This is a genomic window from Micrococcus sp. ACRRV (genome assembly GCF_022346985.1).
Classification (GTDB): domain Bacteria; phylum Actinomycetota; class Actinomycetes; order Actinomycetales; family Micrococcaceae; genus Micrococcus; species Micrococcus porci.
Map to the genome: position 1 here is coordinate 18,281 of NZ_JAKRNH010000013.1, position 16,615 is coordinate 34,895.

The window sequence follows — 16,615 nt, forward strand, 5'->3', positions numbered from 1 at the left end:
ATCACCTGACCTTCGAGGAGGACGACCCCGTGACCCGTTACGCCCCAATCGTGCAGCTTGGCGGCGGCCTGGCGGCCGGCACGCAGAAGCTGACGGCGGCGGAGACGATCGAGGTGCTCATCAGTCGGGCGCAGGGCGCCCTCATTTTAGGGACAGGCCACCGGCAGAAGCGGCGAAGGGCTGCCGGCCGACCCCGGCCCACAGCGCCATTCACCGTGTCCTCGTCTCATACTCGTCCACCAAAGAAAGGGAGAGCGCCATGCCCACTCCGACCCCGGAGAATCCGCTGATCTGGTCCAGTGAGACCCTCGCCACCCGGCTCCTGACGGCCCTGGGCGCCGCCCATCCAGAGGAGTACTCCCGCGCTCTGAGCGAACTGACCGGGTTCTCTCTGGATCCAGCGGATCCCGCCACTTTCATATGCGAGGACCAGCGCATCGACCAGCGGTTCCGCACGGTGTCCGGGCAGGAAGTCATCGTGGAAGTGAAGGTGGACCACCAGGCCACAGCCGAGCAGCTGGGCCGCTACGCCGCCTTGGCCGAGGGGGCATGCCGAGTCATGGTCGTCCCTGACGCGGCCGCTCCGGACGTGCGGGAGGCGACCACGAAGCAGCGTGACTGGGCCGTTGTGACGTGGTCGGACCTGCTGGGCCGTCTCATGGGCGTGAACCCGTTGGTGGCTCGTCTCGAGCGGGACGTCCGAGTCATGGCTTCCGATCCGGGGGCCAAGGCGGTCACGCGTCGAGCGCTCCATGTGTTGCTGCCCGTCAAGCACGAGCGATTGAAGGTCGAGGCTGGGACGACGGGGCGTAACTGGCCGTGCCTGAACATCACCGCGACGGACGGGTGGGTGTTCGGCCAGGTGGAGCGCACCGGAGCGGCTGTTCCTCCGCAGTTCCAGGCGAAGGTCGGGTTCACGATCTCTCCGGAGGAGCAGGAGCCGGGCCCCGCCGCCGCGTGCATGGGGGAGGCGCTCCGCCAAGCATGGCAGGCGGCGGTGGCTCTGGAGTCCGAGGGGCGCTTCTCGATCTCTCGTCATGGCGGAGCGTCGAAGATGCAGAAGCTCTACGGGACCGACTTCCCCTACCAGGCGCGCGGATACGTGGGTGATTACGTGGGCATCTACAGCACGCCTCTTTCCGACCCGGAGGATGCGCTCGCGCAGGTAGTGGCGCTGGGGGAGCGGATGCTCGTCATCGCCGACGAGATGTGGGGCCGCAGGGAGGCGGCTGCGTCGGAGGGGTGACGGGGGGCGGATGCCGGCCCCTCCATTCCGGGGGCGGCTCACTCAGCTGCCAGGCCTCAGGCCGCCGCGTGCTGAATCTGCGGGCGAAGACCCCGGAACGATCCCTGGCCCAGGCCATATCGCCGGGGTTTCTGCTTGTCCAGGGGTGGCCGGGAGACCCGAGGCCCCGGGGCAGTTGAACCCGTTGATACCCAGGCTCCACCATGTGGTGCTCCCGTGGAACGCTGCAGCCAGCTCCACCCTGCTCGCCGAAATCCCCCATGTCAGCTCCGGACTTTCACCACCCCCGCCTCGCTCACCGACTTCGTCTGGGGGATCGCGGACCAGTTGCGCGGGGTCTACAAGCCGAACCAGTACGGCATGGTGGTGCTCCCGCCGACAATCCTTCGGCGCGTGGAGGAGCTCATGCCCCCATTGGGAGGCCATGCGGGAGCTGGCTAAGACGGCCTGCCGGCCACGCTGCCCAGCGTGATCGCGGACCGCACGGGCCGGCTCTTCCGTCGCACCTCGCCTTACTGTACGACCCGCGGGGCATCTTCGAGGTCCCGATCCGCCGCTTCGCCCAAGGCCTCCAACGAGACCGCGGGCGAGCACATGGCGCTGCCGAAGTTGACCGTGGCAAGGCTCCTGGGCGAGACGTCACAGCCTCCAGCTGCCAGGCACCGACACCGCGTAGTTCGGCACGCTGATGGCCTCGAAATGCTTCTCAGCAGACTTGATCTTGGCGTTCTCCGTCGGCCGGCGCTTGATCTCGTCCTCCGTGCTCTTCGTCTCTCGGATCATGTACACCCGTTCTTCGCCGTCTTCATGTTTCACGATCGCCCAGTCCGGGTTGTACGGCCCAACGGGGGTGTCGATCTTGAACTTGTCAGGCAGCTTCATGAAGAACTTGATGTCCTCGCGGCCGTCGAGCAGTTCCGCGAACTGGCGTTCGGGGTCGGAGTCGTAGACGACGTAGTCGAAGTTCGACTTGTCTGCGTTCTCCAGCTTGTACATCTGGTCGAGGAAACGCTCCTTCTCCTCTTCGCCGTCCTTGCGCAGTTCACGCAGCTCGTAGACGGAGCCGGCGATCTTCTCGTACTGAACGCCGTCGACGACGAGCTTCGCGAGCTCGGTCTGCATGAGGCGCCTGGCCATGGCAATGAAGTCGTTCGGGTTCGCGATGAACTCGTCCAGCCGGCCACTGCCGACGAGGATGTCGACAATGGTCTTGCGAGTGAGAGACGTGGCCGCCTGTAGCTCGCCGATGATGTCGGGCAGGTCGTAGCTGCCTCGGAGTTCCTGCTGACGTGACCCGAGTTCCTGACCCTTCGCGCCACCGCGGAGCACCTTCACGCCCGCGCGGGTGACCTGGATGCGTAGCGGTTCGATGTCTGGTGCCTCTTTGATCGCCTTGACCGAGTTCTCGATGATCTTGTCGCGCTCCACCTCGACGCGGTACGTGGTCCTGCGGCTGATCGTCTCCCAGAACCTCTCGAACTCCGGGTTCGCGAACAGCTCCTTGTTGAGCTTGCGCGAGTGTCGCTTGCTCTTCGGCTTGACATACGTGCCGATGTTGGCGCGGCCGACCAGCTCGACGACGAACGGCTCGGCCCACGAGAAGTCGACAGGCAAGTTGAGGCTGAAATCGAGCGTGTTCGGCTGGAATTTCGGCTGCACGACGCCGTCCTTATCGATGAACTTCTGTGCGAGCAAGTGCTCCCAGATCGACACGGAGCCCTCGTAGCCGAGGTTTTCATCGGTGAGCGATCCGTCGGGGTTCTGCAGCGGGATCTTCGAGAACTCCGCCTTGCGCACGCGGCCGATCTCGACACCCGCGGTCTTGTATTCCTTCTGGAGTGCGTCGGCGAACTGCTTGTACGACTCGTTCGCCACCACCGTCAGCGTCGCGATGCCGCGATCGGCCACGCGCTCATAGCCGCCTGAGCTCTTCGCAACGGGCAGGCGGAGACCACGCCCGAGTGTCTGGCGGCGTTCCGTCTCAGCGCCCATTTCGCGCAGGGTGCAGATCTGGAAGACGTTCGGGTTGTCCCAGCCTTCGCGCAGGGCAGAGTGGCTGAAGACGAACCGTGTCGGCTCGTTCTCATCGAGCAGACGCTCCTTGTCCTGCATGATCAGCTCGTACGCGTCGTCGTCGGCCTTCGTGGTGCCGGACGTGTCCTGGAACTTATCTGCCACGCCTTTCTTGCCCTTGAGGACAGAGAAGTAGCCGCGACGCAGCTCGGCCGGATCTTGCGGAAGCAGCTCCTGCCACTGCGGCGACTTGGCACGCTCTTCACGGAACAGCTCGTCGAACCACTGCACGAACTGGCCGTTTGCATCGTTGTTGTTCGAGCCGTTACCGAGGAAGCTCTCCACCTTGTCGATGAAGAACAGGCTGAGCACTTTGATGCCCTTGGCGCGCAACTGCGTTTCCTTACGCAAGTGCTCCTTGATCGTCTCGCGGATCATCTCCTTGTAGATCGCACCCGACGATCCGCCGATGCTCTCACCTTGGTACAAGTAGCCATGCAGTGTCAGGTCGACGTACGCGGGTTCGATGCTCATCTCGTTGACGCGCCAGCCGTCGTAGTTCGCGTTGTTCGTCAGGCGAGGATCGGACAGCTCCTGGTTCTGCTTGACGTTCACCACGCGCCGCTCGAGCGAACCGTCGGCCTTGCGGCAGGACAGCTCCAGCCGGGCGACCCAGCCTTTGTCGTTCTTGACCTCGACCAGCTTGATGTACGGCGTCGCGTCCGCACCTTGCTGCTGCACGTCGGCGACCACGATCTGCTTCACCAGGCCGAGGTCGTGCGCATCGACCGGATCGAGCCGGTAGACGACGTTGCGGAGCTTCTTGTGCGTCGCGCTGTAACGCAGTGTGAACACGGGGTCGAGCTCGCTCACGGCCGACTGAGAGAGCAGGGATTCCATGTTCTGCGGCTCGTCCATGATGACGACCGGATGCGTGGCCTTCAGGTAGTCGATCGGCTTGAGACCGTTCAGCTTGTCGCGCGTCTGGTGGATGATGCGTGTGTTCGCTTTGCCACGGATCGAGTCGATCGTCATGACCATGATCTGCACGTTGGTCGACGTCGCGAACGACTGCACCTCCTCGGCCGTTTTACCGCTGTAGACGGACGAGTCGAAGGTGATGTTGCGCTTCCTGTACAGATCTTCAAAGTGCGAACGCATGAGCCGGATGCTCGTGTTCACGCCCTCGCGGATCGCGACGCTCGGCACCAGGATGACGAACTTCGTGAAGTTGTACTGTGCGGCCAGCTCGAAGATGGTGCGGAGGTACACGTACGTCTTACCTGTACCCGTCTCCATCTCGATGTCAAAGTCGAGCGCAGAGTCGTCGAAGAGCTTCGAGGCGACCTCGAGGCCGTTCTTGTCCTGCACACGCTGCAAGTTGGCAAGCATCGTGTCGCGGTCGAGTACCAGCCGGTTCCCGACGGCGCCGACCTCTTGCGAGAGGTCGAGGTCGAGCGCGGCGTTCTCCGTCTCGTCGAGCGCGGCCACCTGGCTGCGTAGCGTCGTCTCCAGCTTCTCGGCGTCCTTCGGCTGACCATCGAACAGATCGACGACCGACTTGATCGCGTCGAGCTGGTAGGGCTGGCTGGCGTCGAACTTGAACCCGCTGCTCATCACGCCGTCCAGAGCTCAATGCCCTTGCTCTTCGCGAGCTGGGCTAGGTTGGTCTTGAGTTCGTCATCGCCCTGGAAGGCGTCCTCGAGCACGATGATCCGCGTCGGAGATTTGTCAACGAGCGCACGCAGCTGTTCGAGCGTCGGCTTGACGTGCTCGTTCAGGTACGCCACCACAGCAACGTCGCCATCAGTGTCACGAACAAGCCGTACATCAAGGCCGGCAACCTCGGCAGGTGAAACGGCCTCGGTCAGCGAGTAGCCCTGCTTGAGCAGGATCTCGGTGAGCAGATCGTCGGCAGTCGCGTCATCGGTCGCGCTGTCACGTAGGCTAAGCAGGTGCTGCTGCAGCGCGTCCTCCGCGACGTCGCTCGATAGGCGCCACTTGACGAAGTTTGTGTCCGCGAGCCTGTAAGCACGAAAACCGGTATCCAGCGGGCCCTTAGCATCGTCAAGCTGGCCAGCGCGAGATGCCTCGAGCGCTGCGGCCGCCGCCTTGATCCGAGCGCGAGAGATTTCGCTGATCGTTCGGTAGCCGGCTTTAAAGGCATCGCTGCCGTCCAGTACCGGCTCGGGCAACTGAACGACAATCGAGCGTCGCGCACCGCCGTCCTCCGCGTTAAGCGCCATCACAGCGTGAGCTGTAGTCCCCGAACCCGCAAAGAAATCCAGCACGATTGCTTGAGGGTCGTCATAAGTTACCGCCTGGGTCAGCACGCGAACGAGGCTCGACGGCTTCGGGTTGTCAAAGTAGTCGCCACCGAGCAGCTTGCTGACCTCTTCAGTGCCGTCTTCGTTCGTCCCCACCTTGTAGGTATCGGGGGTGAGGAGATTATGCATTTTCTTGACTTCGCCGCCGACCTTTACATGGTTCGGGCGGAACGGAATCTTCGAGATCGTAATTTGCTCGCCGGCCTCCACGATTTCGTCCAAGCGGCTTTGGCTGTAGCGCCACTCGCCCTCGAGTGTGAACGCGTTCTTGTTCACTCCGTTCTCGATGACGAGCTCATCGGTGAGACGAGTGATGATTTTTCCTTCACTCATGTCCTGAGGAGCGACGACACCATCGGCCATCGCAAACCGAACGGATCCGGCTGGGAAGGTGAGTCGAGCGAGCGAATTTCCAGCGTTATTGAGAGGGTACTTCTTACCTGCGGTGGTCGTATCGACCGAAAATGGGAAAGTGAAATTCTTGTTACGCGTCACACATACGACATATTCGGTCATCGATCCAACGTTGCTGTGCAGAAACGACGGCTTCTTCTTCTTTTGTCGGATAAACGTGGTCGAGAAGTTGTCCTCACCAAACAATTCCTTGCACAGTCGCGACAGATTGTCGAACTCGTTGTCGTCGATCGAGATGAAGAGGACTCCGTCATCAGTTAGCAGATTCCGCGCGAGCTTGAGACGCGGGTACATCATGTTGAGCCAGTTGGAGTGGTAGCGGCCCTCGGTCTCGGCGTTGGTCGTGACCTTCTTGCCCTCCTCGTTGACCTGGCGCGTCCATTCGAGGTAGGTGTCGAGACCCTCCTTGTAGTTGTCCGGGTAGACGAAGTCGTTGCCGGTGTTGTACGGAGGGTCGATGTAGATCAGCTTGATTTTGGCGTGGTAGTGCTTTTGAAGGATCTTGAGCACCTCGAGGTTGTCACCCTCGATGAAGACTTTTTTCGTCGTGTCCCAGTCCTTCGAGTTCTCGAAGTCGGGCTTGAGCGTCGCCGTGGTCGGCTCCTGCGCCGCGCGCAGGGCGCGCTTCTTGCCCGGCCAGAACAGTCCGAACCGTTCACTGCTGTCGGCCGCGTCACCGTCGAGGAGTTCCTTGAGTTTCTCGACATCCACCTTGCCGTCGGCGATTGCCTCGGGAATCAGATCGGCAAGCTGCGCTGCCAGCTCGGTCTGAAAGTTCGGTGTAGTGGATGGTGTTTCGTAGATCTCGTCAGTCATTCGCGTGGTTCTCTTTCATGATTTTAACAATTTGCGTCGGGTTTGTGAGTGACCCGCGGTCTATGTGACAACCCGCCAGCGGATCGTGAACAGGTGCTCGGTCTCCTGGGTTCCCTGGAGCGACTGCTCGATCAGCTCGAGGTACTTATCCGCCTCAGCCCGGAGCTTCTTGCGCGCGTCCCGGAAGTCCTCGTCAGCCTCCTCGGCACGCTGCTCCCACTTCCGGGCCTCTTTCTTGAGTCGTAGCTGCTCCATCGGGTCGTCGGCCTGCCGGGCGAGCTTGCGGGCTTCCTTCTCCTTGGCGCGGTACTCACGGATCTTGCCTTCATGTTCGGCCTTGCGATCCTGCTGATTGCGGTAGAGCAGTTCCTCCTGCTGGTCGTAGTAGCGGGAGTTGCGCCCCTGGACCTCTTTCTCCAGCTCACCGAGCCGCGCCTCGAGATGTGGCTCGACCCTGGAGATATCGACCTTGACCGGTCGCTCACCCACGCCTTGGCAGGCGAGGTCGAGGATGTCGGCGACGTATTCCTCATCCAGGTACTGGCCGTCGTCGGTCATGCCGCCGGCGAGCATGTACGACTCGGAGATGTCCTCGTCGCGTGCTCGCATCGTGAAGGTCAGTAGGTTGACCGTCAGCTCGCCACTCTTGCCCTCGAGCGCCTTGACAGCGTTGCTGACCCTCGTTGACTTACCAAGCGAGAAGGTCAGTTCGCGCTGGGGAGTCTCGTGCGCCTTGGCAGTGTCCGTGACGTGCTGCGCAAGCGGACTGGCGTAGCGATACTGGTGGGCGTTCGGGAGAGGACTCGACTTGAAGAAGTAGCGGCCCGTCGGCGCATCGTCAGTCGGCGCGTGATTCAGCACGAACGTGCGGCCGTCGCCCTCGAACGTCGCGACATTGCGCAGTTCGTGCCGGGTGATCGCCAGAAGCAGGCGCTCGAACTTGTTGAGAACGTCACCGGACTGCTCGTCATACGCCTTGAGGCGATCCTGCACATGCGGGTCGAGGTTGTCGAAGACCTTGGCCTTCGCGCTGGCCATCTCCTTCGAGATCTCGCCTGCGAACTGATTCTCAAGCTGTTTGAATGCCGTGTCGATCTCGCCGGCGGTCTTGCAGCGGTTGAGGATATCGCTGATCCGCTTCTCGAAGTCGAGGCCGTCCTCTACCGCGCCAAGCACCTCGTCGGACGCGCCGAACACACTTGAGAACAGCTGGAACTTGTTCGTCAGCAGCTCGAGGATGCGCTGCTCAGCAACGTTGCCCTTGTTGCTGAAGTTCACAACGACGACGTTGTGCCTCTGTCCGAAGCGGTGCACGCGGCCGATACGTTGCTCGACGCGCTGCGGGTTCCACGGCAGGTCATAGTTGACGAGCATCGAGCAGAACTGCAGGTTGATACCCTCCGCCGCTGCCTCGGTCGCGATCATGATCGTGCCGTGCTCGCGGAAGTAGTCCACGAGCGCCTTCCGGCGATCGACCGCTGGGATGCCCGTGATCAGGTCGCTATCCTTGTTGGCCGTCAGCCACGCCTGGTAGATCGCCGTCTGCTCAGGCGACGTGTTTGAGCCGTTGAACAGCACGACGCCCTCACCGCGACCAGCGCCGGCCAGCGTGCGGGCGATGTATTCCTGTGTCTTCGTCGAGTCAGTGAAGATGATCGCCTTCTCGGCGGCACCCAGCTCGCGGAGTCGCTCGAAGCCCATGTCGAGCGCTTCACCCAGCTTGACGGCCTTTTGATTGTCAGTGATCGACCGCGCCAGCGCCGCGTACTCGCGAAGCTCCTCCACCTCGGCGCGCATACGCTTGAGGGTCTCTTCGTCGAGCTGCACACTCGATGCCGAAGCCGTCGTCTCCTCGGCTTCCTCGAGGATCTCTTCCTCGAGTTCGTCACCGGTCTCGAAGTCGGCCAGGAACAGTCCGCCGCGATTGTCACGGAGCTTGCCCGCGGCCACCTCGTCCGCGAGACGGTTCGCGATGTTCTCCAAGGTGCTCGCAACGGCATACGTCGAGGAACCGAGACGCTTGCGGATGATGAGAGCCGACAGGTGACGCTGCGATCCCGCGAAAGCGAACAGCTCGTCGCGCTGCAGATAGTCGTTCACGAGGTCGTAGAGGCGCTCCTCGTCGGGTGACGGGGTGAACTCCACCGTGATCGGCATGCGCTCGGTGAACCGGATGTACTTATTGGCGTCCTTGCGGAGCGTGCGCTTGGAGATCGCGGCCACACGTTCGACCAGATCGTCGTCGCCCGTCAGGTCGCGGTTCTTGATGTACCGCTCGCGGAACGCGTCGAGAGAGTAGAAGTAGTCTGGGTCGAAGATCGACACCAGACCGTACAGCTCCTCGAGCTTGTTCTGCAGCGGCGTTGCTGTGAGCAGAACGGTTTTGTGGGCGCTGCGGGCGACGTGCGAGACGGCCTCGGCCATCTTCGCCTTCCCGTTCCAGAAGCTGCGCAGGCGGTGCGCTTCGTCAGCCACCACCAGATCCCACGGTTTCAGGAGTGAGGTCTCGTGCCGCAGCACGAATTCGTACGAGCAGATGAGGACCTCAGTAGAACGGGTGTCGGCCGTCGTGAGCAATGCGTGCTTCGACTTGGCGTCGAGGATCGAGGACGGGATGAGGAACTTCTCGTACAGCTCCTGCTTCCACTGCTGACGCAGGCTCGAGGGAGCGATGATCAGGATGCGGCGCTTGCGTTCAGCCCAGTACTGGGAGATGACGATGCCCGCCTCGATCGTCTTGCCCAGGCCGACCTCGTCCGCCAGTATCACACCCGGCAGGAACGGCGTCTGGAGTGCAAAAAGCGCCGCATCGATCTGATGTGGTTTGGGGTCGACCTGTGCGTCGAACAGCAGCCCGGCCAGTTTTCCGACGTGATCGTTCGCGTAGCTGCGCTGCAGCTCGTGGGCGAAGTACTTGGCTTGGTAGTCGGAGAGAGGTGACGTGGATCGGGCGGTCGGATCGCCACTGCCGCGATCCGATAGGGCCACTGCACGCTTCACGGCGTCACGCTCCTCGCTTTTCCCCGCTTGGCCTCAGCCGGAGCGGCGATGGTCAGGACGACGCGCCTCACGGTGTCGGCTCCCCTGGCCGTTAGGCGTTCTCGCGTGATACTGCCACACAACGATCGGCTGTGTGGTGCCGGGCACGTTCACGCCCGTGTCACTGTCTGGGCCCGCTCGCTCTGGGTCTGGCCGTGGACCCGGTTGGACCGATCGTCTTTCCTCAGCGAGCGCCCCTGGCTTCGTAGACTGCCTTGCATGGTCACCGCGCGTGAAGTCACCCTTCAGGAACTCCTCGGGGGCTCCTACCAGTACACGGTCCCGCTCTATCAGCGGACGTACTCCTGGGGTCGCCCGCAGTGGCAGCGACTGTGGGAGGACGTCGTGGACATCGCCGACCACCGGCGGGACAACCCTTCGGCGACCCACTTCATCGGCTCCCTCGTTCTCGCCGGCTTCCGGGACAACGGGCCCGGCGGCGTCCAGCGGTGGCTCGTGGTGGACGGGCAGCAGCGGCTGACGACGCTGACGCTCCTCCTCGCCGCTGTCCGCGACCACCGGGCTGAGCACGAAGGCCCCATGCACGCCGATCGGGTCAATGAGAAGTACCTGGTCAACAAGTGGGAGGACGGCGATCTCCGCTACAAGGTCCTGCCCACCCAGGCCGACCGCGGCGCCTACCGCGGACGGATCGAGCACGCCCCGGATGCTGCCGAAGGCTCCAGGATCAGCGAAGCCCACCAGTTCTTCCTGACGAAGCTGCTCGGGTTGAGTCAACCGTCTGCTGACGGTGAAGAGGAGCCGCTGACCTTGGCGGAGGTCGAGTCCGCCGTCGTCGCCGGCCTGTCGATCGTGTCCGTGACCACCGGGGAGAACGACAACGCCCACCGCATCTTCGAGTCGCTGAACAACACCGGCCTCAAGCTCACCCAGGGCGACCTGCTCAGGAACTACCTGTTCATGCAGCTGCCCACACGGGCGGATGAGGTCTACACCACCCTGTGGCTCCCGTTGCAGAACCTGCTCTCCAATGAGGAACTGGAGACCCTGTTCTGGCTTGACCTGGTGCAACAGGATCCCAAGGTCCGCCAAACGGAGATCTACGCGGGCCAGCAGCGACGCATGCGTGGCCTGCAGGACGAGTCGCAGGTCAGGGCGGAAGTCGAGCGGTTCCTGGCGTTGGGGCGTCTCTACGACGTGATGCTCCGCCCGGAGAAGGAGAAGGACGCCGCAGTGCGGTTCCGCTTGGCGCGCCTGCGCGCCTGGCGCACGACGACGACGTTCCCGATCACATTGCACCTGATGGAGCGCCGGTCCTTGGGGGACATTGACTCGGACGAACTGGCCCGTGCGCTCCTCTACCTCGAGTCGTACCTGGTCCGACGTCTCGTCTTCGGCCGCTACTCCGACGGTCTCAACACCACCTTGCTCGCGGCCACGGCCGACATCCAGGGTCAGGACGATCCGGCGGATGCCCTGCAGCGATTCCTCTCCAGCGGACGGAAGCACTTCGCCTCCGACGATCAGATCCGCCAGGCCGTGATGACGGCACCCTTCTACACGACGGGCCGGGCGGCCCACCGGAAGCTGATCCTCCGGTGGATCGAGGAGTCCTACGGCAGCAAGGAGCCGGTGGACCTCGACAGCGCGACCATCGAGCACGTCATGCCGCAGACCCTCACGGAGGAGTGGGAGCGCGCTCTGGCCGACCAGCTCGAGGCGCACCAGGATCTTCGAGAGGTGCACACCGAACTCCTCCACACCTTGGGCAACCTCACCCTCACCGGGTACAACAGCGAGCTGAGCAACGGGCCCTTCGCGGTCAAGCGTGCGGAGCTGGCCAAGAGCGGCATCCGCATGAACCAGGAGATCTCCGCTGAGCCGGTATGGGGTCCCGCGCAGATCCGTGCTCGCGCCGAGCGGCTGGCGGACCGGATCGTCGGTATCTGGCCGGGGCCCTCAGCCGAGGCCGCCTCCGGAGTCGCTCACACGGCCTGGCAGACGCTGTCGGATGCCGTCGAGGCCATTCCCGCCGGGTCCTGGACCTCCTACGGCGAACTCGCACGGCTGATCGGAAGCCATCCGGTCCCCGTGGGGACCTACCTCGCACGGACGGCCCTGCCGCACGCTCATCGTGTGCTCCAGGCGGGAGGCACCGTCTCTCCGTCCTTCCGGTGGACCGACGTCCACCGCACGGACGATCCCCACGACGTCCTCGCGGCCGAAGGCGTGCGCTTCTCCGAGGACGGACGTGCCGACGGCGGCCAGCGGCTGGTGGCGGAGCAGCTCGCCGAGCTCATCGACGTCGATGTCGACCTGACCGACCCCCGGTCGCTCGCCGCCCCGGGCAACGACCCTGCGCTCCGGGACCGCTGGGTCGACCGACTGCACGACCACAACGATTCCGAATCGGCCCGCGCACTGATCGAGGTCCAACGAGGCTGGGTCGAGCGCGGCGGCCGGGCGGAATTCGCGGACAATGCCGCCGGCGGTTGTTTCTTGGTCGTCCCGCGCACGTCAGCACGCGCCATCTGGCCGGTGATCCTGTACCCGACGTACGGCGTCGAGGTCGTCTTCTATCATCTGGCGAAGTGGGCTCCCTTCACGGACGAGACGCTTCTCGACGAATTCCGGGGACGTCTGAATCTCATCCCCGGGCTGGAATTCGGCCCTGAGTCTCTCCGCCGACGCCCGAGCATCAAGCCGCAGACCCTTCGGCCGGCCGCGGCGCAGGAGGCGTTCCTCGACGCGCTGGAATGGTTCCTGCGCACCGTCCAGGAGGACGACAGGACTGCCTGACAGCCCTGCCAGGGGCAGGCCCTGGCGAGGCGCTGACCCCCTCACCCCGTCCACCCCACCCAGTACGCTCGCCCCATGAAGATTGGTCTCCGCAAGCCCAGCCTGAAGAAGTCCATCAAGGCCCGCACCACGGGCCGCGCCAAGCGTGCGATCAAGCGCAAGGTCATCCCCGGCTACGGCCGCAAGGGGATGGGCTGGCTGCGCGATCCGAAGCGCGCCGCCTACAACGCCGTCTACCGGCGCACCACGGTCGGCCTGGGTGACGTCCTGAAGATGTTCAAGTGATCTCTACGCCCTCGCGGACCTGACCGGGGTCGGCCCGCTGAACACGTGCCGCCGGCCTGGCCGCTCACGGCCCGGGCTGTCGCCCGCCCCTCACCGGCCCGCGAACGCCTCCACCCGCCGCACGGCCTCCGGGTGCTCGGACGCCGCCGCGATCGACGCCGCCTCCTGCCGCACATGTGCGCGCAGCGCCTCGACGTCGGCCCCGCGCGCCAGCGCCTTGGTCGGCCCATAGGTGTGTGCCGGACCGGCCACCAGCTCGTCCTCGAGCGCCGCCAGACGTGCCGCGAACGCGTCGCCGGCCACCGCCTCGGTCGCCAGACCCCACGCGACGGCCTCGGCCCCGTTCAGGCGCCGCCCGCCGAGCAGCAGCTGCGTCGCGCGCACCGGCCCGAGCACCCGCGGCAGCCAGTAGGACACGCCCGTGTCCGGCGTCATCCCGAGCGCGGAGAACGCCGTCACCAGCTGCGCGTCCTCGCGCACCAGCACGACGTCGCCGCCCAGCATGAGCCCGAGCCCCGCCCCGGCGGCCGTCCCGTTGACGCCGGCCAGCACCAGCAGGCGAGAGCCCGTCAGCGCCACCGCGACCTCGCCCGCCGCCTCGCCGAGTTCCTGGATCATCGCGCGCCGCTCCGGCCCGGCGGGGGAGGCGGCCATGGCCTGGACGTCCCCGCCGCCGCAGAAGATCCGCCCCGCGCCGGTCAGCGTGAGCACGTGCACGGACTCGTCCGCCTCGGCCGCGGCGATCGCCGCCAGCACCTCGCGCGCCATCGTCAGTCCGAGCGCGTTGCCCTTCGCGGGCCGGTTCAGTGTCAGCCGCACGACGCCGGGCCGCGTCTCGACGAGGACGGCGGGGGCGTCGTCGGAGGAAGAAGGGGTGGGTGCGGTGGTCATGTCAGCTCCTAGGGGTTCGGAAGGTGGGGGCGGGTGCCGGCCACGAGAGCGGCCGGCCGGGGCTCACGCGAACGCGCTCATCCCGGTCAGGTCCCGGCCGAGGATCAGCGCCTGCACGGACTCGGTGCCCTCGTAGGTGTGCAGCGCCTCGACGTCGGCGAAGTGCCGCATCACCCGGTGCTCCAGGAGGATGCCGTTGCCGCCGAGCATGTCCCGGGCAATCTGCGCCACCCGTCGAGCGCCCCGCGTGCAGGCGTACTTCAGCAGGGAGGCCTGCTCGTCGCGCAGCCGCCCGGCCGCCTGCAGGCGGGCCACGGCCACGCAGCGGGTCTGCATCGCGGTCACCTCGTCCAGCATCTGCGCGAGCCGTTCCTGCACCATCTGGTGCGCTCCCAGCGGCTTGCCGAACTGCTCGCGCTGCCGGGCGTAGGCCAGCGCGGCCTCGAACATGGCGGTCGCGTGGCCCAGCGCGGACCAGCCCACGTTCACGCGTGTGGCCACCAGCACGCGCGCGGCGTCCTTGAACGTCGCCACGCCCGGCAGCCGCGCGTCGTCGCCCACCCGCACGTCGGTCAGCGTGATCTCGGCCTGGTGGATCGCCCGCAGCGCGCCCTTGCCCGTGATCACCTCGGCCTCGTAGCCGGGCGTGGACTGCTCCACCACGAAGCCCTTGACCTGGCCGTCCTCGGTGTCCCGGGCCCACACGATCGTGATGCCCCCGGCGGCCCCGTTGCCGATCCACTTCTTGGCGCCGTTCAGCACCCAGCCGCCGGCGCCGTCGGGCCGCGCGGACGTCTCGAGGGACACCGAGTCCGAACCGTGCAACGGCTCCGTGAGCGCGAACCCGCCCGGCAGCGTGCCGCGCGCCACCGGCTCGAGGTACCGCTCCTGCTGCTCCGGGCTCGCGCAGTGCACCAGGGCGCGCAGCACGAGCCCACCCTGCACGGCCGCAGCCGCGGCCATCGATCCGTCCGCCAGGGAGATCTCCATCGCCACCAGGCCCGCGGCCAACGGGGACATCACCGCGTGCCCCGGCACCTCTAGCCCGTCGGTGAGCAGGTCCAGCTCACCCGCCCGCGCCACCAGGTCCAACGGGTACTCCGCCCGGTCCCAGTGCCCGTCGATCCGCTCGAGCACCTCCCGGCCGTAGGCACGGGCGCGGTCCCAGTGCGCGCGGTCCTCCTCCGTGGCCTCCCCGAACGCGTCCAGGTAGTCCACGTCCAGGGGCGTGACGACGTCGTACGTCGGCTTCTGCCTGCGCATCACCCGGCCTCCTGCGTCCGCTCGGCGCGCAGCGCGCGCTTGAGCAGCTTGCCCGACTGGTTCCGCGGCAGCTCCGCCACGAAGTCCACGCGCTTGGGCACCTTGAAGCCCGCCAGGCGCTCCTTCACGTGGGTGCGCACGGTCTCCGCGGTCAGCTCCGCGCCCTCCTTGAGCACGACGACGGCGGTCACCGCCTCGATCCAGCGCTCGTCCGGCAGGCCGATGACGGCGACCTCCGCCACCTCGTCGAGCTCATAGATCGCGTCCTCGACCTCCCGCGGGGCGACCAGGACGCCGCCCGTGTTGATGACGTCCTTGATGCGGTCCACCACCTGGATGTAGCCGGCCGCGTCCTGGGTGACCTGGTCGCCGGAGCGGAACCAGCCGTCGTCGGTGAAGGCGTCCGCGGTGGCATCCGGGCGGTTCCAGTAGCCGGAGAGCAGCTGCGGCGAGCGGTACTGGATCTCGCCGGGCTCGCCGGGCGCGGCGGGGGCGCCGTCGGCTGTCATCACCCGCGCCTCCACGTGGAACACGGGGCGGCCGCACGAGGCCGGCCGCGCGTCGTGCTCCTCGGGGCGCAGCACGGTGCACAGCGGGCCCAGCTCGGACTGGCCGAAGCAGTTGTAGAAGCCGATGCCCGGCTGGCTCTGGCGCAGTCGCTGCAGCACGGTCACCGGCATGATCGAGGCCCCGTACTGGGCCTTGCGCAGCGAGGAGAGGTCGCGCGTGGCGAGGTCCGGATGGTTCGCCAGCGGCACCCAGACGGTGGGCGCCAGGAACAGGGAGCCGATGTGCTCGGTCTCCACCAGCTCGAGCATCCGGGGGATGTCCGGGGCGGCCAGCAGGCGCACGGTGGCGCCGAGGCTCAGGTAGGGGAGCAGGAACACGTGCATCGCGGCCGAGTGGTACAGCGGCATGGCCACCAGGGGGCGGTCCTCGGCCGTGAAGTCCAGCGCGATGATCGAGGAGAGGTACTCGGCCACGAGCGCCCGGTGGGAAATCATGGCGCCCTTGGGGGTGGAGGTGGTGCCGGAGGTGTAGAGCAGCTGGGCCAGGTCGGTGGCCGACACCTCCGCCTCCGGGGCGGCGGAATCCAGCGCCTCGTCCTGGGCGGTCTCCAGCACGGAGGGCTCGGCGTGGCCGGCGGGGAGCATGGTCCACACGTGCCGCAGAGCCGACGCGCGGCCCTCGGCCCGGACCTGGTCGACGCGCTCGAGCATGCCGGCGTCGGCCACGAGCAGCTCCGCGCCGGAGTCCTCGAGGGCGTGGGCGAGCTCGCCGCCCTTGAGCGCCAAGTTCACGGGTACGTGCACGTAGCCGGCCGTGACGCAGGCCAGGAAGAGCAGCGCGTAGGCGTCCGAGTTGGTGGCGTAGGCGGCCACCCGGGTGCCGGCCGGCAGGCCGGTGCCCTGGAGGCGGCGGGCCACGCGGTGCGCTCCGTCCCGCAGCTGGGCGTAGGTCCAGTCGCGGTCCTCGAAGCGCAGCGCGACGGCCTGCGGGGAGCGGGCGACCGCGCGCGCGAACACGCGGCCGATCGTGTCCTCCGGGGCGGGGGAGAGGT

Annotated in this window: 10 protein-coding genes; 4 read left to right on the plus strand and 6 right to left on the minus strand. The window is 65.9% G+C overall.

Annotated features, from left to right (window positions below; all coding sequences use genetic code 11):
* The first annotated feature begins 259 nt into the window (after positions 1-259).
* Positions 260-1,246, plus strand: a complete 987-nt coding sequence (locus MHY29_RS02615) for a hypothetical protein (protein ID WP_239238138.1) — start codon at positions 260-262, stop codon at positions 1,244-1,246.
* A gap of 216 nt (positions 1,247-1,462) precedes the next feature.
* Positions 1,463-1,687 carry a type I restriction-modification system subunit M N-terminal domain-containing protein gene (locus MHY29_RS02620; protein ID WP_123244038.1) on the plus strand — a complete coding sequence of 75 codons (225 nt, stop codon included), beginning with the start codon at positions 1,463-1,465 and terminating at the stop codon, positions 1,685-1,687.
* Between the two features lie 198 nt (positions 1,688-1,885).
* On the opposite strand, the gene MHY29_RS02625 is transcribed toward MHY29_RS02620, so the two are convergent.
* Genes MHY29_RS02625 through MHY29_RS02635 form a run of 3 tightly spaced genes read right to left on the minus strand, consistent with a single transcriptional unit; the run spans position 1,886 to position 9,816 of the window.
* On the minus strand, positions 1,886-4,876 hold the full coding sequence (locus MHY29_RS02625; protein WP_239238139.1) for a DEAD/DEAH box helicase family protein: 2,991 nt from the start codon (positions 4,874-4,876) through the stop codon (positions 1,886-1,888).
* Positions 4,876-6,816 (minus strand): site-specific DNA-methyltransferase, encoded by a 1,941-nt coding sequence (locus MHY29_RS02630; protein WP_239238140.1) that lies wholly within the window; start codon positions 6,814-6,816, stop codon positions 4,876-4,878. The genes MHY29_RS02625 and MHY29_RS02630 overlap by 1 nt, the downstream gene beginning before the upstream one ends.
* A gap of 60 nt (positions 6,817-6,876) precedes the next feature.
* Positions 6,877-9,816 (minus strand): SNF2-related protein, encoded by a 2,940-nt coding sequence (locus MHY29_RS02635; RefSeq protein ID WP_239238141.1) that lies wholly within the window; start codon positions 9,814-9,816, stop codon positions 6,877-6,879.
* Positions 9,817-10,074: 258 nt separating this feature from the next.
* Between MHY29_RS02635 and MHY29_RS02640 the strand changes: the two genes are divergently transcribed.
* Together MHY29_RS02640 and MHY29_RS02645 are read left to right on the plus strand one after the other, a co-directional pair.
* Positions 10,075-12,615, plus strand: a complete 2,541-nt coding sequence (locus tag MHY29_RS02640; RefSeq protein WP_239238146.1) for a DUF262 domain-containing protein — start codon at positions 10,075-10,077, stop codon at positions 12,613-12,615.
* Between the two features lie 75 nt (positions 12,616-12,690).
* Entirely contained in the window at positions 12,691-12,900 is a 210-nt protein-coding gene (locus tag MHY29_RS02645) for a hypothetical protein (protein ID WP_002857973.1), read from the plus strand.
* 90 nt (positions 12,901-12,990) lie between these two features.
* Here MHY29_RS02645 and MHY29_RS02650 read toward each other — a convergent pair whose 3' ends face one another.
* The 3 genes from MHY29_RS02650 to MHY29_RS02660 form a co-directional block, all read right to left on the minus strand.
* A complete protein-coding gene (locus MHY29_RS02650) occupies positions 12,991-13,791 on the minus strand; it encodes an enoyl-CoA hydratase/isomerase family protein (RefSeq protein ID WP_239238142.1) in 801 nt (266 codons plus the stop codon).
* A gap of 63 nt (positions 13,792-13,854) precedes the next feature.
* Positions 13,855-15,054, minus strand: coding sequence for an acyl-CoA dehydrogenase family protein (locus MHY29_RS02655; RefSeq protein ID WP_239238143.1), 1,200 nt, complete (start codon positions 15,052-15,054; stop codon positions 13,855-13,857).
* Positions 15,054-16,615: fatty acyl-CoA synthetase (locus tag MHY29_RS02660; protein ID WP_239238144.1), on the minus strand; the 1,562-nt coding region annotated here is incomplete at its 5' end. The genes MHY29_RS02655 and MHY29_RS02660, both read right to left, overlap by 1 nt.